Annotated in this window: 9 protein-coding genes; 4 read left to right on the forward strand and 5 right to left on the reverse strand. The window is 65.3% G+C overall.

Annotated elements, in window-relative coordinates; translation table 11 throughout:
- The first annotated feature begins 256 nt into the window (after nt 1-256).
- The 3 genes from AC1RGE_RS08845 (at nt 257) to AC1RGE_RS08855 (ending at nt 4,563) form a co-directional block, all read left to right on the forward strand.
- On the forward strand, nt 257-1,651 hold the full coding sequence (locus AC1RGE_RS08845; protein WP_019096127.1) for an amidase: 1,395 nt from the start codon (nt 257-259) through the stop codon (nt 1,649-1,651).
- An 87-nt stretch (nt 1,652-1,738) separates the two neighbouring features.
- Complete coding sequence (locus AC1RGE_RS08850; protein ID WP_011061958.1) at nt 1,739-3,088, forward strand: citrate-proton symporter; 1,350 nt, start codon at nt 1,739-1,741, stop codon at nt 3,086-3,088.
- A gap of 116 nt (nt 3,089-3,204) precedes the next feature.
- Nucleotides 3,205-4,563 carry an OprD family outer membrane porin gene (locus AC1RGE_RS08855; RefSeq protein WP_492584022.1) on the forward strand — a complete coding sequence of 453 codons (1,359 nt, stop codon included), beginning with the start codon at nt 3,205-3,207 and terminating at the stop codon, nt 4,561-4,563.
- A 94-nt stretch (nt 4,564-4,657) separates the two neighbouring features.
- Here the strand turns inward: AC1RGE_RS08855 and AC1RGE_RS08860 are convergent, their stop codons facing one another.
- On the reverse strand, nt 4,658-5,560 hold the full coding sequence (locus AC1RGE_RS08860) for a LysR family transcriptional regulator (RefSeq protein ID WP_015636103.1): 903 nt from the start codon (nt 5,558-5,560) through the stop codon (nt 4,658-4,660).
- A gap of 200 nt (nt 5,561-5,760) precedes the next feature.
- Between AC1RGE_RS08860 and AC1RGE_RS08865 the strand changes: the two genes are divergently transcribed.
- On the forward strand, nt 5,761-6,234 hold the full coding sequence (locus AC1RGE_RS08865; RefSeq protein ID WP_015636104.1) for a hypothetical protein: 474 nt from the start codon (nt 5,761-5,763) through the stop codon (nt 6,232-6,234).
- Nucleotides 6,235-6,246: 12 nt separating this feature from the next.
- On the opposite strand, the gene AC1RGE_RS08870 is transcribed toward AC1RGE_RS08865, so the two are convergent.
- The 4 genes from AC1RGE_RS08870 to AC1RGE_RS08885 form a co-directional block, all read right to left on the reverse strand.
- Nucleotides 6,247-7,392, reverse strand: coding sequence for an EAL domain-containing protein (locus AC1RGE_RS08870; protein ID WP_401260309.1), 1,146 nt, complete (start codon nt 7,390-7,392; stop codon nt 6,247-6,249).
- Nucleotides 7,393-7,673: 281 nt separating this feature from the next.
- Nucleotides 7,674-8,585 carry a LysR family transcriptional regulator BsrA gene (gene bsrA / locus AC1RGE_RS08875; protein ID WP_019095452.1) on the reverse strand — a complete coding sequence of 304 codons (912 nt, stop codon included), beginning with the start codon at nt 8,583-8,585 and terminating at the stop codon, nt 7,674-7,676.
- 85 nt (nt 8,586-8,670) lie between these two features.
- Nucleotides 8,671-9,150, reverse strand: coding sequence for a hypothetical protein (locus AC1RGE_RS08880; RefSeq protein WP_227454146.1), 480 nt, complete (start codon nt 9,148-9,150; stop codon nt 8,671-8,673).
- Entirely contained in the window at nt 9,147-20,246 is an 11,100-nt protein-coding gene (locus AC1RGE_RS08885) for a two-partner secretion domain-containing protein (protein WP_492584024.1), read from the reverse strand. The genes AC1RGE_RS08880 and AC1RGE_RS08885 overlap by 4 nt, the downstream gene beginning before the upstream one ends.
- Nucleotides 20,247-20,595 lie beyond the last annotated feature (349 nt).

Genomic DNA, 20,595 nt, shown 5'->3' on the forward strand with positions numbered 1-20,595 from the left:
CCGTAGGAGCCGGCTTGCCGGCGAAGAGGCCTGCGAGTCTTGTGCAAACCCTGAGGCCGCCTTCGCGGGCAAGCCCGCTCCTACAGAACGTCGCGATTGGGTGGGGCCGTATTCAATCGGGCCGAGGGATACGCCGCTGCAGTGCTCACAAAAACGCAACACCAGGCTGCGTCCTTTGTGATGGTTGGGCTAGGGTGGAAGCGATACAGTCGGGCCATCAGCAACCCGACTGACGCCCGACACAAGGATGCGTTCGATGACTGATTTGCACAATCTATCCACCACCCAGCTGCTGGCGCAATTCGCCAGCCGCACCCTCTCGCCACTGGACTACTACGAGCATCTGCTGGCCCATATCGGGCGCTGGGAGCCGCATATCCGTGCGCTCTACGCCTTCGATCCGGAGCAGGTGCGCCTGCAGGCCCGGGCCGCCACCGAGCGCTGGAACAAGGGCGCCCCCAACGGCCCGCTGGACGGGATTCCAGTGACGATCAAGGAACTGATCGCCACCCAAGGCACGCCGATTCCGCTGGGCAGCGCGGCCACCACACTGAAGCCGGCGTTGCAGGATGCTCCACCCGCCGCGCGGATGCGTGAAGCCGGGGCGATCATCCTGGCCAAGACCACGGTGCCGGATTTCGGCATGTTGTCTTCGGGGCTGTCGAGCTTCCACGGCATTACCCGCAACCCCTGGAACACCGCCTGCAATACCGGCGGCTCCAGTTCCGGTGCCGCGGCCGCAGCGGCCGCCGGTTATGGACCGCTGCACATCGGCACCGATATCGGCGGCTCGGTGCGCCTGCCGGCCGCCTGGTGCGGGCTGGTGGGGTTCAAGCCGACCCTGGGGCGGATTCCCATCGACCCCTACTACACCGGACGCTGCGCCGGGCCCATGACCCGCAGCGTCGAGGATACGGTGCTGCTGATGCGCCACCTGGCCAGACCCGATGCCCGGGACGCCACCAGCCTGCCGCCCTTGACCGGCGACTGGAGCGATGAGCCGGTGTCGGTCAACGGTTTGAAGATCGGCCTGATGCTGGAACCCGGCGCGGGGCTGCAGCCGGAAGGTTTTGTCTGCGCGGCGGTGGAACAGGCCGCGCGGTTGTTCGAGAGCCACGGCGCCCAGGTCCGTACCCTGGCGCCGATCATGGACCGCGCTCAGCTGGACGGCCTCGACCGCTTCTGGCGCGCCCGACAATGGGCGGAACTCTCGGCCCTGGGTGCCGAGCAGTTCGCCAAGGTGCTGCCCTATATCCGCGACTGGGCGGCGCCGGGGGCCGACTTGTCCGGGGTCGAGGCGGTGCTGGGCTTCAACCAGACCTTCGAGATGCGTCGCCGCGCCGCCCAGGTGTTCAGCGAGTTCGACCTGGTGTTGTCACCCACCAACCAGATCAACCATTTTCCCGCCCAGTGGCCGTCACCGAGCAATGATCCGCAGCAGCCGTTCGAGCACATCGTCTTCACCCTGCCCTGGAACATGGGCGAACAACCGGCGCTGTCGATCAACTGCGGTTTCGCCGCCGATGGCATGCCCATCGGCCTGCAGATGATCGCCCCGCGCTTTGCCGATCAATGGCTGCTGCAAGTGGCCAAGACCTATGAGAGCTGGCGCGGAGCAATCCACAGCTGGCCAAATCCGCCGTCCCACTGACACACCGAAACTGCCACCTTCACCCCAGCCCCGGGCCTTGCCGCCCGGGGCCTGGGCAACCTATGAATAAAAATTCGAGGGGCCAGTATGCACAGCCAAGCGTCCAATCCATCCGCCACACCCGAGCCCGAAACGCCCAATGCAGCGGGAGGCAAGCGCAGTGTGTTTGCGGTGATCCTCGGCAACGCCGTGGAGTTCTTCGATTTCGGGGTCTACGCCACCTTTGCGGTGATGATCGGCCACACCTTCTTTCCCTCCGACAGCGCCTTTGTCAGCCTGATGCTGTCGGTCACCGCCTTCGGTGTGGGGTTTATCGTGCGGCCCCTGGGGGCCGTGCTGATCGGTGCCTACGCCGACCGCGTCGGGCGCAAGCCGGCGATGCTCCTGACCCTGGTGATGATGGCCGTGGGCACCGGCAGCATCGCCATCCTGCCCAGCTATGAAAGCATCGGCATCGCCGCACCGATCCTGCTGGTGCTCACTCGGCTGATCCAGGGCCTGGCCTGGGGCGGAGAAGCCGGCCCCGCCACCACCTACATCCTCGAAGCCGCGCCGGCCCACAAACGCGGCACCTACGCCTGCTGGCAGGTGGTGGCCCAGGGCGTGGCCGCCATGGCCGCCGGCACCGTGGGCTACACCCTGACCCAGGTGCTGTCCCCCGAGGACCTCAACAGCTGGGGTTGGCGCGTGCCCTTCGTGTTCGGCCTCTTGGTGCTGCCAATCGGCATCTACATCCGCCGCAACCTGGCGGAAACCTTCCACGGCCAGGGTGAGACAGCCAGCACCGGCAGCCTGGTGCGCCAGGTGTTCGGCGAGCATCGCCGGGCGCTGGTGCTGGGGCTGCTGATTCTGTCGGGCAGCACCATCACCCAGTACTTCATCAACTACATGACCACCTTCGCCCTCACCGAACTGAAACTGCCCACCAGCATCTCCATGCTCTCGACCCTGGTGGCCGGCGCAGCCATGGCGGTGTGTGCGATTGCCGGCGGCATGCTCTGCGACCGCTTCGGCCGCCGCACCATCCTCATGGCGCCGCGGGTGGTGCTGTTGCTGGTGCTGTTCCCGGCGTTGCAGTTGATGACCGAGCACCCCAGCCCGACGACCTTCCTGCTGACCCTGGCGGTGCTCTCCGGGCTGCACGGCATGAGCGGCGCGGCGCTGATCGTGCTGCTGGTGGAGAGCTTCCCCAAGGCGGTGCGCTCCACCGGTTTCTCCATCGTCTATGCCTTTGGCGTGGCGGCTTTCGGCGGTACGGCGCAGATCATCATCACCTGGCTGATCGGCACCACCGGCAACCCGATGTCGCCAGTGGGCTACCTGCTGGTGGCCAACCTGGTGTGCCTGACCGCCGCCTGGTTCGCCAAGGAAACCCGCCCGCAAGCACCCGGGCGCAGCAACCCCGGCCAACGGCTCGCAGAAGCCCGCGCCCGCTGAGCATTCGCCTCACTGCCCAAAACTCTTTTCCGGCACCGCGTCTTCCTCTACCCTGCCGGCCGCGCATGACCGCGGTCGGGCGGAGGTTCGACGCCTTTGATTTGTGGGGAAGCGACATGAAACAGCTCGTACTTTGCCTCCTGGCCATGAGCGCCAGCAGCCCCCTGCTGGCCCAGGACAACCCGCGCCCAAGCCAGCAGGCCCAGGCCCCGGGCTTTATCGAAGGCAGCAGCCTGGACCTCAACCTGCGCCATTACTACTCCAACCAGCACACCCAACGCGACACCTACCTGACGATCAAGAAACCGGACGGCAACCAGCGCACCCGGGTGCGGGAAACCTGGGTACAGACCGGCATGCTCAAGTACAGCTCCGGCTATACCCAAGGGCTGATCGGCATTGGGGTGGACGCCGGCCTGTTCAGCGCAGTGAACCTGGAGCGCGGCCACGGCCGGGTGGCCAACGGCGGCGACCGAGTGCTGGTGGACAGTGACGGCGATGCCCTGCCCACCTGGAGCCGCCTGGGCATCGGCGATGTCCGCCTGCGCCTGTCCAACACCGAACTCAAGGCCGGGCGCCTGATGACCGACAACCCGGTGCTGCGCTACAAGGACAACCGCGCCCTGCCCTCCAGCTTCCAGGGCGTGGGCCTGTACAGCCATGAAACCGACTGGTTGTCGCTGCAGGCCGGCAGCTTCGACCGGGCCATCCCGCGCACCGGCACCGGCAGCGAACGCCTGACCACCACCTTCGGCAACCGCGCCTACAGCGGCGAGCGCATCAGCTACCTGGGGGCGACGGTAAAGCCCGGCCTGGGCCTGGAAGGCAGCCTTTATGCCTCGCGCTTCGAGAACACGTGGGACCAGTACTACCTGGGCCTGACCCACCGCGCCGGGGACAAAAGCCGGCTGGCGCTGAAGACCGCGTTCAATTACTACCACACCCGGGACCAGGGCCAGCAGCGCCTGGGCTACATCGATAACGACGCCTTCAGTCTGGCGCTGACCGGCAGCCATCAGGCCCACAGCCTGACCCTGGCCTGGCAGCAAGTGTTCGGCAACGAGTACTTCGACTACATCTGGGAGTCCACCGGCAACTACATGGCCAACTCCCTGTACTCGGACTACAACGGCCCCAATGAAAAGTCCTGGCAGTTGCGCTATGACCTGGATTTTGCCGCCTACGGCGTGCCGGGGCTGAGCGCCAGCCTGTGGCACGCCAAGGGCTGGGGCATCGACGGCACGCACTACGACGGCGATCGCGATGGCCGCAACCGCGGCTACAACGTGCGCGGCCTGGACGGCGCCAAGCACAACGAAAACGGCCTGATGCTGGCCTATGTGGTGCAGTCCGGACGGCTCAAGGATGCGGTGCTGCGCACCATCGTCTACAACCACCGCGCCAGCGGCGGGCAGATCGACGGCAGCTATGACGAGTTCCGCCTGGTGGGGAATTTTCCGTTCAACCTGTTCTGACCACCGCCCCTCCTCCGTAGGAGCCGGCTTGCCGGCGAAGAGGTCCGTAAGCCGTGCAGCGCTCTTGGAAACGCTTTCGCGGGCAAGCCCGCTCCTACGCCAGGCTATGGCGTTGCATCGCCCGGACAAGCATTTCCTGGCACCTGAGGGTCGCCACCGACAAGGGCCGGTTGCGCACCACGCACAGGTCCACCCGGATCCGCTCCAGGTATTGGTCGTCGATCGGCACGGCCACCAGCCCATCCCCCAGATCCCGGGCCTCGGCATCCACCTGGGGCAGGATCAGCACTGCCGCACGTTGGCGGGCCAGGCTTTTCTGCACCTCCAGGGAGCTGGTGGTGAATACCGGAAGGATGTTCACTCCGCGCTTTTTCGCCGCGCCCTCCAGGGCCTGGCGCACGCCGTAGGCCGAGTCGGGAATCGCCAGGGGCTGGCCCTCCAGATCCTGCAGGCGAATGCTCGGGCACTGGGCAAACGGGTGCTCGGCGCTGACCAGTACCCGGTGCCACAGTTGGCAGTGGGCGGTCACCTCCACTTCGGCCCGTTCCGGCAGGTAGAACGCCAGGCCCAGGTCGGCCTCGCCGCTGCACAGGGCATCCAGAGTGGCGCCGGCACTGGCGATGACGATGTTGAAGGTGACTTTCGGATGGGCCCGGTTGAACGCCGCCAGCACCGGCGCCAGCACGCTGGAAACGATACTTTCCGACACATGGATGCTGACGTTACCCGCTACCTGGCTCTGCCGGCTGGCGATCACATCGCGCACCTGGTCGAAGCCGCGCAAGGTGGAAGTGACCTGCTCGGCCAGGCATTCACCCTCCACGGTCAGGCGAATGCCCCGGGGCCCGCGCTCGATCAGCGCGGTGCCGAAGAAGTGCTCCAGTTGCTCGATCTGCCGGCTGACTGCGGTGGGGGTCACGTACAGGCGCTCCGCCGCCTGACGCAGGGAGGCGCACCGGGCCACCTCGTGGAAGTAACGCAACGCTCGTAATTGCATGGCCGCAGGCCCCATCGTTGAACTGAGCCATGAGGCAGGCAATTACTGCGCCAGCCGCAGCGCCCCGGAACCGTTCAACACGCGGTTTTCACACAAAAGATTGATCTGAACGATGCCCCTGCCTACCCTGCCAGGGCGCCGATGCCTCATTCGGCAAGAACCCTCCCCGCCCCCCTTGCCGTCTGCTTCCAAGGATTTCCATGAGCACTCTGCCCCGCACCGCACCACTTGCCGCAACCCTCACCGCCCTGGCGCTGCTTGGCGCCTGCTCCAGCGTGACCCGGGAGATCAACCCGGAGCCCACCATCACTTCCGCCGGCATCCTGGCCTTTCGCGATATCTGCCTGAAGTCCGCGCCGTCCTTCGCCGGCGCCGAGACCGCCGCGCGCAACCATGGCATCAGTGACCTGACCGATGCCGGCTTCGCCAAGATGGGCATGAACGAGGACCAAAGCCTGGGCGTGCAGATACAGGCCAACAAGGAATGCGCGATCACCACCCCGACCCAGAACGACAGCTCGCTGACCCAGCAATTTCTCAGCGTGGCCGGCAAGTTCTCCAGCACCCCGGTGGCCCAGAGCGTACCGAGCAAGATCACCCTCAACGGGCAGACCTTCATCCTCATGCACGACCGTCGTGGCGGTGAAGCCTATGTGATGCTCAAGACGCAGTGACCGCGCTGCATCCTAGCTCTGGCTGAGCTGTCGCTGCGGCGGCCGGCTCAACGTCAGAACCCGGATCAGGGCGGCCGCATTCATCGGTTTGTGAAACAGAAAGCCCTGGGCCGCATCGACACCCAGGCGCTGCAGGTGCGCACGTTGCTTTTCGGTCTCGATGCCTTCGGCCACCAGCTCCAGGTTCAGCGCACCGGCCATCCCCACGATGGCCTCGATGATCCGGGTTTCCTTGGCCCCCGTAGCGTTGGCGACAAATCCGGAGTCCAGCTTGAGCTGCCCAAAGGGAATGTCCGCCAGGCGCATGATCGAGGAATGCCCGGTGCCAAAATCATCCAGGGACAGACGCACGCCACTGTGCACCAGCACACTGATGTTCTCGATGCTCTGCATGCTCAGGACCAGAGCCTGGCGCTCGGTGATCTCCAGGGTCACCTGGCGCGTGGGCACCTGCGCCTCGTCGATCTGTTGCAACACCCGCAAGGCGAATAGCGGATCGCTCAGCTGGCTGGCCTCAATGTTGTAGGAGAACATCAGGGCATCGCCGCTGACGTGGCCCTGCAACTGCCGCTGCAGCGCCAGGCCCTGCTGCAACAGGCAATCGAACAATTGGCGATGGCCCTGCGGGCTGTCGAACAGGTCGAGAAAGAACTGCGGCCCCAGCACCCCCTTGTGAGGATGCTGCCAACGGGCCAGGACTTCGACGCCGGTGATCCGCCGGGTCTTCATGCAGACCTGGGGCTGGAAAAAAGGCACGATCTGCCGCTGTTCCAGGGCCTGGGAAACATCCAGTTCGGCCACCCAGTCGTTGTTGGCGCAACCAGCTCCCGCCGCCCCTGGAGCATCGTCACGTGCATGGCCTTTCACCGTACGCTTGATGGCCAGCGCCTTGAGCAGCAAGGCGCTGATCTGCAGCGTGTCCAGCTCGCTGTAACTGCCGACGCAGTACTTGCCGGAACGCACGCGAAAGTTCGCCAGCCCCCAACGGATCGGCGCTTGCAGCGCTTCGCATTCCATCATCGAGAAAAAGCCGTGGTGCTCGCAGAGCCTGCGCAGGTAGGGGATGGCGTTCAGGGAGTGCAGCGAGTCGCAGATCACCAGGTCCAGTTCATCCAGGGCGGGCGGGAACTGAGCGCCGTCGCAGTCATCGCTGATCACTTGTACCCGAGCAAAACCGCAAGACGCGAGAATTCTTGAAAAATGTCGAACTCGAAAAGCGTTCGAACACAACAACAGTACGCTCAGCGTCGACATCACCGCGGCTCCGGATAAAAAACCATGCTAGCCAAATTGAACTCAACTGAGTTCAAGACACTTCGCCAATGGAAGTAGGAAATTTCTGAGACTTAGCATTTTCTCAAGAAATTCCGGAGCCAGAGCTGGTCGACCGAGGCCGGCCCCTCCTGGGCAGCGCCCCGTTTACCCGGAGTGCATGGCGACTATGGAGCACTGGCAATGGCCGCAATCTCCCTGCGCAACCATTGCAGGCCCGGCGCCTGTTGCTGCTGGCGATGCCAGATCAGGCTGACCTGCACCGGCGCCGCCAGCAGCGGCAGGCTGGCGATGCGGATCGGCAGCAAGGCGCAGAAATGCTCCGCCAGGTAGCGTGGCACGGTGCCCAGCAGGTCGGACTGGGCAACGATCAGCGGAATGCTCAGGTAGTTGGGCACGAACACCTGCACCTGGCGCTGGACCTTGGCCGAGCCGAGAACGATTTCCAGGGGCGAGCCGCGCCCACCCCGATCGGGAATCGCCACGTGCTGGCAAGCCTGGTAGGCCTCCAGGCTCAGTTCCGGGGCAAAGGCCGGATGGTCGCGACGGCCGATCACCACCAGTTGCTCCTCAAGCAGCGGCTGGTAGCACAGGTCCGGGCTGTCGAAATACAGGTAGTCCACCGCCAGGTCGAGCATCCCGGCACCGAGCCAGGCAGCGATGGCATCGGCGCTGTCACTGCGCACCGCCAGCCGGACCCCGGGCGCTACCTGCTGCAGGCGTCGGGACAGGGCCGGCAGCAGGCGCGCCTGGGCGTAATCGTTCATCGACAAGGTGAACAGTTGCTGGGCCGCCGCCGGCTCGAACGCCGCAGCAGGATCGAGGCCCTGCTGCAACAGGTGCAGGGCCTGGCGCACGGCCACATGCAGGCTCAGGGCCCGGGAGGTGGGTTGCATGCCGCGGGCGGTGCGAATGAACAGCGGCTCGTCCAGGTGCCGGCGCAGGCGCGCCAGGGCATTGCTCACCGCCGGTTGGCTGAGGTTCAGGCGTACCGCGGCCCGGGACAGGTTCTGCTCCTGCATCAAGGCGTCGAACACCCGCAACAGGTTGAGGTCCAGGCGCTGCACATTGAGCTTCATGAATAATGCCCATCGAAATTATCCAGGGGCTGGATAATTCGCGGCGCCAGCCCCGGCTGTCAATAACGGCAGCCGGAGCAAGGGGTCAGTCAGCAACCCCTGGACCAGCATTGCTCTCGGGCAGGAAAAGGCGCGCCGCCAGCCAGCAGGTCAGGCAGGCAGCCACGAATAGCACCAGCATCTCCACCTGGTAGTCGGCGAACTGTGCCTTCTTCACGCCATGGACCACCAGGGCGATGAAGATCAGCGCCCATAGGCTGGCCACGCTTGCGCCCACCAGGGCCAGCACCGCACAGGCGCGCGGGCTGTGGTAGACCTTCATCAGCGTCACCCCCAGGGCGAAGACCAGGAACGGCAGCAGAAACGCCACCTGGGCCACCAGCGGTGCAAGCACCGGCATCAGCAGCAACTCGCCCCCCCGCACCTCCCCCAGCAATCGCGGGTTGCTGGCCAGGTGGGCCAGCAGCGTGACGAACTTGAAGGCGCCGAACACCAGCCCCAACACCAGCGGGCAGAAGAAAAACGCCATGAACACCCGGCGTCGCGGGTAAGCCGCCGCACTCATGGCGCACAGCCCTGGCTCTTGGAGTAGCCCAGCAATTTGCAGCCAAACTCCACCCGGGACTTGTAATCCAGAATATCCACGCCGCCATCCATTCCTTTTCGATCACCGATCATTATCTCGGGCATGATCGACGTATCGGTCACCAGCCCGGAAAGCCAGGTGAATGCACTCCGGTCGCCCATGTACTGCTCATGAATCGGCTGCAGGATAGTCTGTTCGCCTTTCAATTGCTTGATGTCCCAGGCGACCGGATCGCTGGTGGCCTTGTTGTAGAGGTTCTTGAAGTTCTCGAAGCCACCGGTGATCAGCGCATCCCCGGCTGCCTTGCGCCAGTCATAGACCGGCGCCATCAGCCGGCCGACACCAAAGGTTATGTACGAGAGGTTATCGTCGGCTCCCAGGCCGGTCCAACCGGCCCTGGACACCTCTTCCGCCCCACCGAACCACTTGGCACCAATCCCCATGTTCTGCTCGTAGACATGGCTGGCACCAAAGAAATTGGCCCGGTTGTCGATGGTGTTCAAGTAGGTCACCAGGCGCCCGGCAGCCCCTTCGGTGTTGTAGAGATAGTCGAAGGTGTTCTTCGAGGAACGGGTCACATCCTTGTTCATGATGTTCCAGGCATCCTTCATGGCCACGTACTTGATCGAGGCATTGACCGCCGCGCGGCAACTGTCGCTGGTCGGCGCCTTGTCGCAGAGGCTGCGCATTTCCGAGTCCAGCCACTCGCTGAGTTTCTCGGCCTTGGCCACCGCAGCCTTCTTCTGCTCATCGGTAGAGCAGGTACGTCCCGACAGGCAGTTGCCCACCTCATCGAAGGCCTGGTGCGTCAGGTAGTTGTACTGAGTGCCATTGGCCGCCACCGCCGAGGCGATGCTCATGTCACCACCGGACGCCGACGCGCCGAGTACGCCGACAATCTGCGACAGGGCCATCAGGTTGGCCTGGGCCTGGATGTACTCCGGCGAACCGGGGATCAGGTTGTCCGGCAGCAGCTTGTCCCCCAGCACCCCCACCAGCAACTCGTTGGCACCACCGGCGATGGCGCCGGTGCGAAAATCACCGCCCATGGCTTCAGACAGCAGGCCGCCAAGCCCGGCATGCAGGGCGATTTTCGCCAGGCCGCCCTCGGTCAGGCCCAGGTCGCCGATCTTGCCGGCGCCATACGCCCCGCCGATGCTGGCCGCAGTTCCGGCTGCCGAAGCCGCCAGGTTGTCCTTGAAGCTGCCGCCATAGACCGCAGTCTTGATCAGGGCATCGGCCGTGACCTTGACCGCCACGGTCTGCAGGCTCTTGGCATCCAGGCCCATGGCGCTCGGGTTGTAGTTCAACCCCTGGGCCACTCCGGCGGTGGCTGCGGCCACTGTGTAGCCCTTGATGCTCTCCTTGGAGGTCACGTCCTTGAGGACCTTGCCCAGGTTGCCGCGGTTGTCGATGGTGCTGACCGTGGCCTTGGTGGCCACACTGACCGACACTGCCTGGAGCATGGTGTTCATCCCGGCCATCATCGGCCCCATCACCGCCGACAAGGCGATGGCGATGATCAACTGCGCTGCCGGGCCCAGGCCCGAGTTGTTGTACTTGAAGGACTCGTGGATCTCCTTGACCTGGCGCCAGTCCACATCGCCCCGGGCCTCGGCCTGTTTCAGCCAGGCCAGTTGCGGGTCGGCCTGGACCATGGCGTCGATGGCCTGGCTGACGCTTTTCTGGTCGATGTGCTTGATGTCGATCTTCAAGCCTTCCACGGCCTTGATGGTCAGGCTGCCGCCGGCCACCAGGCTGCTCTGGCGCAGGGTTTCATCGGTGTTGCCGCGGCCTTTGGAGGAATTCCAGAAGGCATTGTTATTGCTCTTGGTGTGGCTTTCGTCGTGCAGGTCCTTGACCCCCTCGAAGGTGATCGCGCCGCCACTGTCCAGGGTCAGGTCCTTGGCGCTTTCCAGCTTGGCCACCTGGTATTTCTGGTCGCCGCCGCTCTTGAGGGTCAGGTCGCCGCCAGTCGTGATCTCGCTGCCGATGTTGGTGACCTGGGTCACCTCGTCACGGCGGGTCTTCTTGCGGCCCCAACTGCCCTTCTTCTTCATGTCGTACAGCGAGTAGTCGCTGTCCTGGGCCGCCAGCAACTCCAGGTTGTCACCGGCCACCAGGTAGGCTTCGTTGCCGGCGCTGATACGGCTGGAGATCAGGCTCAGGTCCTTGCCGGCACTGAGGACCACATCGGCGCCGGCGGTCAGCGAAGTGCCGACCTGGCTGACATGGTCTTCCTGGCGGGTGACCTTCTTGGTCTTGGAGTAGCTGTGCTGCTCATCCGCCGCCGAGGCCAGGGTCAGGTCACCCGCCGCGTCCATGGCAATGTTGCGCTTGGCCTCGATCTGGCTGGCGACCGCCGTCAGGTCGCGTCCGGCGCTGACCGCCAGATCCCTTCCGACGCTGACGCTTGAACCGTGCTGGGTGATGCTTTCGTTGAGGTAGCGGTCGCGGGTGAGCTTGTCGTGCTCCTGGGCCGATACCAGGTTGACGTCGCGCGCAGCGATCAGGGTGGTGTCGCCGCCACTGCTCAGCACCCCGCCGATGTTATTGATATCGCGACCGGCACCGACATTCAGGTCGTTGCGGGCCTCGATCCGCCCGGCGTTGTCGGCGTAGTCCAGGCGCTGGGTGGTGGAGCCCGGGTTGCTCTGGAAGGTGGTGATGCTGCGCTCGTTGATCACGTCCCCGGCCAGGGCGCGGACCGTCACGTCACGCCCGGCGATAATACCGCCGGACTGGTTGACCACGTTGTCCCCGGCCAGCAGGTTCAGGCGATTGCCCGCCTCGATCAGGCCACCGTTGATCAGGTCAGTCCCCGCCGTGGCACTGAGGTTCTCACTGGCGCGCAAGGTCCCGGAGTTGACCAGGTCCTTGCCGGCGATCAGGGTCACGTCGCGGCCCTGGACCAGCGCGCCATTGGGCGCCAGACGGTTGTTGGCGTTGGCCAGGTACAGCACTGGCACCAGCACCTTCTCGCCGTTCACCTCCTGCTCTTCGAGCCAGACGATGTCGTGGGTCAGGGCCGCCACCTGCTGGGAGGTCAGGGTCACGCCCACTGCCAGGTTGAGTGAATCCTTGCTGGCGATGGCGTTGTTCATCAGGTACTTGAACATGCCCTCATCGCTATTCTGGCCATCGAGGAAACGCTGGCCGGTACGGGCCGTGACCGCTTGCTGGATCAGGCGCTGCTCGTAAAAACCATCACCCAGGCGCTTGGCGCTCTGGTCCGGGTCGTAGCCCAGTTTCGACAGCAGATAGTCCGAACCCATGAACTGCTTGAGGTCGGTGAGCAGCGGGTTGGTCTCGATCAGGTACTTGTGCGGATTGCTGCGCACACTGCTGTCCGGCAGGCCCTGGACGCGGTTGACGCTCTGGTTGCCAGCACTGCCCGTGGGCAGCAGCACGCCCCCCGGCGAATCCCCGGCCACGGCGTTCACCTGCACCGTCGCTGCGCGGCCATCGATGCCCGTGGCCTGGTGATCAACCAGGTTCAGGTCGCGAGCGCCCAGGGCCACTTGCGGCAGCGGCCGGTTGCTCAGTTCCCGGGGCTGGACCGGCTCCGGACCGGCCTGGCGAGTGCTCAGTTCCAGGCTGGCGCCGCCCATGCTCCAGCTCTGCGCCGGGGCCGAGGGCTGCGCTGCGCCGCCCTGGCCGCTCAGGCGGAACAGGCCGTTCTGCCCGGATGGCAGGCTGAAGTTGGGCAGACTCAGGGGGTTGACCTGCTGCTGCGCCAGATCCGGCGGTAGCTGGGAGTGGAGCACTACCATCAGCGGCTTGCTGGAGGCGCCCACCGCCGTGTCGCGGGTGCTACCGCCCACGGCGATGGCATTCTTGACCACGCTGATATTGCTGATGTCGTTGGCTGCCGTGAGCCGGGCCTTGCCACCGGCCTGGATGATGGCCGGCGCCGCCGAAGAGCTCAGGGTCGAGGTCTCTACCGGCCGGTCGATGCCATAGAAGAGCCCCGGGTTGAACTTGGCCACCAGGGCGGCGAAGTCCTCCTGGTTGAAGGCACTGCCCTGCGGGTGCGCCCGGTCATAGGCCTGCACGTCACGGGCCAGCTGGAAGAACAGCCCGCGATTGATCTTGACCCCGGCGCCGACTTCATAGCCGGAAGAACCGGACGCCACCAGGGAGGCCTGGTTGGTGATGGTGCCGCTGGTGATGCTCAGGTCATTGCCTGCCGACACGGTGCTGTAGCGGTTGAGGAAGCTGGTGCTGTTGACCGTCAGGTTGCCCCCCGCGTTCAGGGTCGACTGCGGCGAGTCGCTGGTCACCACGCCTTCCACCGTCCGGTAGATAAACACCGGCCCCCGGACCCAACTGGCGCCACCGCCGCAGTGCTGGACGCAGCGGATGGTCATGCGGCCATCGGTGATCTGCTGGCTGGCTTCGTATTTTTCCCGGTCGTTGACCAGATCCAGTGCAGCGATATTGATATCGCCGCCGCTCTGGATGTTGCCGGAGATGTTTCTCAGGTTTTGGGCCGAGGTGCCTGCCGCCATGCCGGCCACGGTCAGGCCGCCAAGGCTGTAGAACTCGCCATAGCTGTTGGTCAGGGTGTTGACGTTGAGGCTGGCGTTCTGGCCGCTGAATACGAAACCGTGGTCGTTGACCAGGGTCGGGGTGGTCAGGCTCAGGCCCTGGGCGCCGCCCAGGGTGCCGGTGTTGAGCACGCCGCCGGCATTCAGCGAGAGTCCGGCGTTGGAGGTCAGGCGCCCGGCGTTGTTCAGTTGCCCGGCGACCGTGACCTGGGTACCGCCGCCACCGGCGATGCTGCCCGCGGCGCCAAGGTTGAGCTGGGCCGCGCCAAAGCCAAGGGTGCCCAGGCTGGATACCCGGCCATTACCGGAATAGGTGCCGCCGATCTGCAGGTCCAGGCTGCCATCGCTGGCCAGCAGCCCGTCGTTGTTCCAGTTGCCGCCCCGGGCCTGCAAGTGCTGGCTGGCCAGCAACTGGCCAGCGGCGGTCTGGCTGAAGTGGTTGACGTCGAGGTTCAGGCGCCCGGCCTGGATCACGCTACTGTTGGTCCAGCTGTCGGCGGTCAGCGTCAGCCCGCCCCGGGTGACCAGGCTGCCGCCGGCATTGATCACGTTGCCGGTGGCGATATCGAAGTTGCCTTCGCCCAGGTGCAGCAGGCTGCCACCCTGATTGAGGAAACCCGACGCCGCCAGGGTCAGGTCGGTGTTGGCGGATTCCAGCAGGCCGTTGCGGTTGTCGAACAGCCCGCCGATCTGCAGGTCGGTCTTGCCGCCAGGGGCCAGGGCCCGCAGTTTGCCGCCCTGGTTGTCCAGGCTGGCGCCGCGCAGCGCCAGGCTCTCGCGGCTTTCAATCAGGCCGCCCTGGTTGACCAGGGAACCGTTGTAATCCAGGTCGATGTGCTGGCCGTTGATCTGCCCGGTGCTGTTGTCGAGCTGATTGCCGCTGGCCTTGACCCGCCCGCTGGCATACAGCCCGCCGTGGCTGTTATCCACCCCGGCGCTGCCGGCATTGAGCAGCAAGTCGCCACCCTTGGCCGCCATGCGTCCGGCGCCGTTGTCGAAACCGGCCAGGGCTTGCAGATCCAGGCGCTGGGCCTCGGCCTGGCCGCCATGGTTGTTCAGCACCCCCGATATCCGGGCCTGGAACAGCCCCTTGAGGCTGGACAGTACACCCGCGCGGTTATCCAGGCTGGCGCCTTGAATGTCCAGGTCTCCATCCTCGGCAATCAGCTTGCCGCCCTGGTTATCGATGCCCCCGGTCGCTGCCAGGGTCTGGGCCTTGGCGCTCTGGATCGCGCCCTTGGCATTGTTCAGGCTGCCGGCGCTCAGGCTCAGGCCGGCGTCGCGGCTGTAGATCAGGCCGTCATTCTGGTTGCGCACCTCGCCACTGACGTTGACCTGCAGCGCACCGTTGGCGGCCAGGGTGCCGCGGTTACTGTTGTCCAGGCTGTTGCTGAACAGAGTCATCAGGTTCTGGCTGACCAACTGCCCGTCCTGGTTGTCGATGCGGCTGGAACGCTTGAGCAGCAACGGGCCGCTGGCGGCCAGCTTGCCCTGGGTGTTGACCAGGGCACCCAGAAGATCGAGGGTCACCGCGCCTTCACCGCGCAGGTTGCCACCCTGGTTGTTCAGGCTATTGCCGGTGAAGTTCAGGCCGCCCACGGCGCTGAGTCGGCCGCCCTGGTTGTCCAGGTCGCCGGCGCCGATGTCGAGGCTGGCGCTGCTTTCAATCAGCCCGCCCCGGGCGTTGTTCAAACCTCCACTGCCAAGGATCAGTTGCTGCTCGCCCTTGCTGGTGACGATGCCCTTGTCGCTGTTGTCCAGGCTCGCGGCCTTGAGGGTCAGCTGACCCTGGCTGGCCAGCCCGCCTTGCGCACTGTTGAGCAAGGCGCCGCTGAGGTCGATATTCAGATCCCCCAGCAGGCTCGACAAGGTACCTTGCTGGCGGTTGTCCAGGCTGCCGCCGCTGACCTTGAGCCCCTGCCAGCCGGATATCAGGCCCTGCTGGTTGCCCAGGTTCACGGCCTCGACCCCAAGCTGCTGGTGGCTGATCAGCTTGCCGCCACTGTTGTCCAGGCTGCGCCCGGCCAGGTTGAAGCCCTGGGTGCTGGAGATTTCCCCGGCCTGGTTCTGCAGGTCCCGCAGCCCGGCAATGCTCAACACGCCCTGGGTGTTGATCAGGCCCTGGCGGTTGTCCAGGTCCGAGCCTTGGGCCCCCAGGTCGATGCCCACACGGGTGCCGCCGAGCAGGCGCCCACCCTGGTTGTCCAGGCCGTTGGCGCTGATCTGCAGCGGCCCGGCGGCCTGGATCAGGCCCTGGTTGCGCAACGGGCCAGTGACCCGCAGGTCCAGTTCGCTGTCGCTGAGCAGCGAGCCGCTGTGGTCCAGGCTAGCGGCATCGATCTGCAACGCGGCGGCGGCGATCTTGCCCTTGAGCGCGGTCAGCGCGCCCTCGATGCGCAAGGTCAGGGCCTGGTTGCTGAGCAACTGCCCGGCGCTGTTGTCCAGGCTGCGGGCGGCCAGTTCGAAAGCCTGCTGGCTGGAGATTTCCCCCTGACGGTTGTCCACCGCGCCGAGGTTGCTCAGCAGTAGCACACCGGGGGCATTGATCAGGCCGCCCTGGTTGTTCAGGGTGCCGTGGTTCAGGTCCAGGCTCAGGCGGCTCTTGCTGAACAGCTTGCCGCCCTGCTGCTGCAACCCGGTGACCGAGGCCGTCAGGGTCTTGGCGCTGCCGATGCTGCCCTGCTCGTTGTTGACCTGGGCAGCGTTCAGGCTCAGTTCATCACCGCTGTTGAGGTTGCCGCCCTGGCTGTTGTCCAGCGCTCCGGTAGTGAGTGACAGCCGGCCCTTGGCGCTGATGATGCCCTGCTGCTGGTTATCCAGCCGGGCACTGGCCAGGGTCAGGCCCGCGTCGCTCAACAACTTGCCGCCCTGGTTGCTCAGGGCCTGCCCGGCGCTGACCTGCAAGGCACCACCACTGGACAGGCTGCCCCGGTCGTTGTTCAGGTTGCGGGCCTGGATCGCCAGGCGGCCTTCGCTGCTGATCCGGCCTTTGCGGTTGTCGAGGTCTTCACCCAGTTCCAGGTCCAGGCGCTGGGCCCCCACCAGTTGCCCGCCCCGGTTGTCCAGGCCGATGCCGCTGAGGCTCAGGCCCTGGTCCGCGGAAATCAGGCCCAGGTTCTGGTTGAGCACCCGGGCCACCTTCAGGGTCAGGTCACCACTGGCCAGCAGGCGGCCCTGGTCACTGTTGTCCAGGCGCTCGCCGCTCAGGTCGATCTGCCGGCTCGACACTTCACCGCCGCGGTTATCCAGTCGCCCGACCTGCAGGTCCAGGGCGCGGGTGGCGCCCACCAGCCCCTCCTGGCGGTTGTCCAGGCTGGCGGCCTTGAGGGTCATCTGCCCTTCGGCCAGCAGTATTGCGCCCTGGTTGTCGGCGTGCCCGCTGACCTGCAGTTGGCTGTCGCCACGGCTGTGCAACTGGCCGTCGCGGTTGTCCAGACTGGCGCTGCGGCTGTCGATGGCTGCAGCCGAGATCAGCCCCTTGACGTTGGCCAGGGCCTGCTCGATGCGCAGGGTCAGGGCCTGATTGCTCAGGAGCTTGCCGGCACCGTTGTCCAGTTCCCGGGCGTTGAGGCTGAAGGCCTTGGCCCCGGAGATTTCACCGCTGCGGTTGTCCACCCGGTCGAGGTTGCGCAACAACAACTGCCCCGGGGTGTGCAGGTTGCCGCCCTGGTTGTCCAGCAGGCCATGGTTCAGGTCCAAGGTCAGGTCGGCGTTGCTGAACAGCTCGCCGCCCTGCTGCTGCAGACCAGTGATGCTGGCATTGAGGGCCTGGTCGCTGCCGATCCGGCCCTGGTTGTTGGTCAGTTGGGCAGTGGTCAGGGTCAACTGCCCGGCACTGGTCAGGCTGCCGCCCTGGCTGTTGTCGAAAGCGCCGGTGCCCAGGCGTGCATCGGCCTTGGCGCTGATCACGCCCTTGTCGCTGTTGTTCAGGCTGGTGCTGTCCAGGGTCAGCCCCTGCTCGGCGACGATCGAGCCGCCCTGGTTGAGCAGCGCCCCGCGGCTGTCGAGGCTCAGGGCCCGGGCACCGGTCAGGCGTCCGCCGCGGTTGTCCAGGCTGCCAACCTTGAGGGTCAGCAGGTCTTCGCCGCTGATCAGGCCGCGCTGGTTGTCCAGGGCTGCGCTCAGGGTCAGCAGCAACGGCTTCTGGCTCACCAGCTGGCCGCCGCTGTTGTCCAGGCTGTCGCCACTCAGGGTCAGCCCTTGCTTGCTGAACAACAGCCCCTGGTTCTGGTTGATGACCCGGGCCACCTGGAGCAGCAGGCGCTGGTCCGCCAGGACCTTGCCGCCATCACTGTTGTTCAGCCCCTGGCCGTTGACCTGCACTTCCCCCTGGCCCGACAGTGCACCACCACGGTTATCCACCTCGACGACGTCCAGGGTCAGGGCCTTGAGGGAGGCCACCAGGCCCTGGTCCCGGTTATCCAGGGACTGGCCCTGCAGATGCAGAGTGCCTTCGGCCACCAGCTCGCCGCCATGCTGGGCAAGGCTGTCCACCTGGGCATGGAGTTCGCCTTTGCTGGCGATGCGGCCAGCGTGGTTGAGCACCTCGCCGCTGTTCAGCGTCAGGGTTGAAGTGGCGCTGAGCAGGCCACCGCTGTTGTCCAGGCGGTTGCCTTCGACGGTGACGGCGGTCCGGCTTTCCAGGCGGCCCTTGTCGCGGTTATCCACGTCACGGCTGTGCAGGCCCAGGGCCTGATCGGCATGTATCACCCCACCGCGGTTGTCCGCACTCTCGCCGCGCACCACCAGGGTGTCGCTGCCGGAAATCCTGCCCTTGCGGTTGTCCAGTTGCCCGGCCTGTACTTCCATGGCCTGGGTAGCCTGAATCAAGCCCCTGTCCTGGTTGTCGAGACGCCCGGCGACCTGGACCTCCAGGCGCTCCTCGCTGCGCAGGTTACCGGCCTTGCTGTTGTCCAGGGATGCGGCCTGCACCTTCAGCAAGCGCTCCGCCCCCAGGGCACCGCCACGGTTGTCGATGGCCCCGCTGGCGTTGATATCCAGGGTTTCACCGGCCATCACCAACCCGGCGACGTTGTCCAGCGCCGCCAGTTGCAGGCGAACCCGGCTCAGGCTGCTGAGCTCGCCATGGCGATTGCCCAGGTGGCCGATCTCGGCCTTGAGTTGGCCGTCGCTGGTGATCAGGGCGTTGTGGTTCAGCACCTGGGTGGCCTGCAGTTCCAGGCTGTCGCTGCTCAGGACTCGGCCCTGGTTCTGGTTGTCCAGAGTACCGGCGCTGACCTTCACCTGATGCTGGCCACTAAGGGTACCGCCCCGGTTGTTCAGGGTCTGGGCCGTGTTCAGGGTCAGGTCGCGGCTGGCGACAATGCTCTTGCCGCGGTTGTCGAGATCCCGGGCGTTGAGGCTGATATCGCCGTTGGCGTTGCGAGAGTTATCGGCATTGACCCCGGCTTCGATGATGCCCTGGTTGCTCAGTTGGCCACCGCTGTCCAGCTGGATGCTGTCGCGGGCGGCGAGGGTTTTCTGGCTGCTCAGGTCGCCCCGGGTTTGCACCTTGAGATCGGTGCCGGCGTAGACCGCGCCCTGGGCCTCCAGGCTGCCGGCCTTGATCGCCACCGCGCCCTTCTCGGCAGTGGCGTCCGCCATGCGCAACTGGCCGTTGGCATCCAGTTGGATATCACCGCCACTGGCGATCAGCTTGCCGTCGAGCTTCACCCCCACTCCGGCCTCGGTGCCCACCAGCTTGATCGCCCCGGCGTACATGCCGCCCAGGGCGCTGCTGTCGATGGCCAGTTGCGGTGCATCCGCCGGGTTGGCGGTGCGGGCCGTAGCGTTCAAGGTCTTGGCGTCGACGTCGTTGGCCCCGGCGATCACCGCCAGGTGCCGGGCCTGGATCTCGGCGTTGATCTTGGCGCTGCGGGTGATGATTTCGAACTGGTCGATATTGCTCGCGTTGAGGCCCGCACCCTCGATGGCGACGCTGCCCTGGTCCACCTGGTAACGCTGGACCTGGCCGTGCTCGATCACCGGCTTGCCGGTGGTCAGGGTGGCCTTGGGGGTGTTGATGAAGCCGCAGCCATTGCAGCTCACGCCGTAGGGGTTGGCGACGATGACATGGGCCGCTTGCCCGGCCACTTCGGTGTAGCCCTTGAGCTGGCTGGGGCTGCCGCCGTTGACCTCGTTGAGGATCACATTGGCCGCGCGGCCACCCAGGTTGGAGTTGCCGAGAATGATCCCGCCGAGCTGGGTTTCCTGGGTGCGGCCGGTGGCGTTGTTGAGGATCAGCCCCTGCTGGCCGACGTTGTAGTCGCTGAACTTGTTGTGCGACAGGCCGCTGCCATTGGGCGTGGCAATGTTGACGATGGGCACGCCATTGCCGGCCTGTCCCAGTGTTGTACCGCTGCCGTTGACCACGATGCCGTCGGCCATCGCCACCAGCGGCTGCCAGAACATCATGTTGGCCAGGACGAACGCCAGGCTGCGCTTGGACAAGCCGCAGAACGAATCACGGGATTGCAGGACAGCAGAGGGTTGCTGGGCCAGGAAGGTGAAGTGGCGAACGTCCATGTCAGTCTCTTAGCAATGCAGGAGCACAAGCCCCTGGAGCCTTCATCCTGAAGGCCCATGGCGAGGAAAAATTGATTTCGGCAAGCAGGGTCGAACTGGCAGCCCCTCGATGCCTGACAGGCAAAACGGAACCAGAAAGAAGCAGAGTGCGAGCAGAAATGATATCAATTCAATATCAAAATACTAAATAGCCACTATTCTGGCGTCAATCTTTCATTCGCCTCGCTGTCGTTTCCTAGAGCTTTATCCGGGCATTTTCAGCCTTATGAATAATCCTCATTCCCACTATCCATTGGCTGGATAATTACCCGCCGGCTACGCTGCAGCCCATAAAAACAACAACGGGAAT

This window comes from Pseudomonas sp. GW823-FHT02C05, from assembly GCF_058797595.1.

What these genes read in the sequence shown, in the direction of transcription:
- AC1RGE_RS08845 (WP_019096127.1), top strand. Translation starts at nt 257, where the DNA reads ATGACTGATTTGCACAATCTATCCACCACCCAGCTGCTGGCGCAATTC.
- AC1RGE_RS08850 (WP_011061958.1), top strand. Translation starts at nt 1,739, where the DNA reads ATGCACAGCCAAGCGTCCAATCCATCCGCCACACCCGAGCCCGAAACG.
- AC1RGE_RS08855 (WP_492584022.1), top strand. Translation starts at nt 3,205, where the DNA reads ATGAAACAGCTCGTACTTTGCCTCCTGGCCATGAGCGCCAGCAGCCCC.
- AC1RGE_RS08860 (WP_015636103.1), bottom strand. Translation starts at nt 5,560, where the DNA reads ATGCAATTACGAGCGTTGCGTTACTTCCACGAGGTGGCCCGGTGCGCC.
- AC1RGE_RS08865 (WP_015636104.1), top strand. Translation starts at nt 5,761, where the DNA reads ATGAGCACTCTGCCCCGCACCGCACCACTTGCCGCAACCCTCACCGCC.
- bsrA (WP_019095452.1), bottom strand. Translation starts at nt 8,585, where the DNA reads ATGAAGCTCAATGTGCAGCGCCTGGACCTCAACCTGTTGCGGGTGTTC.
- AC1RGE_RS08880 (WP_227454146.1), bottom strand. Translation starts at nt 9,150, where the DNA reads ATGAGTGCGGCGGCTTACCCGCGACGCCGGGTGTTCATGGCGTTTTTC.
- AC1RGE_RS08885 (WP_492584024.1), bottom strand. Translation starts at nt 20,246, where the DNA reads ATGGACGTTCGCCACTTCACCTTCCTGGCCCAGCAACCCTCTGCTGTC.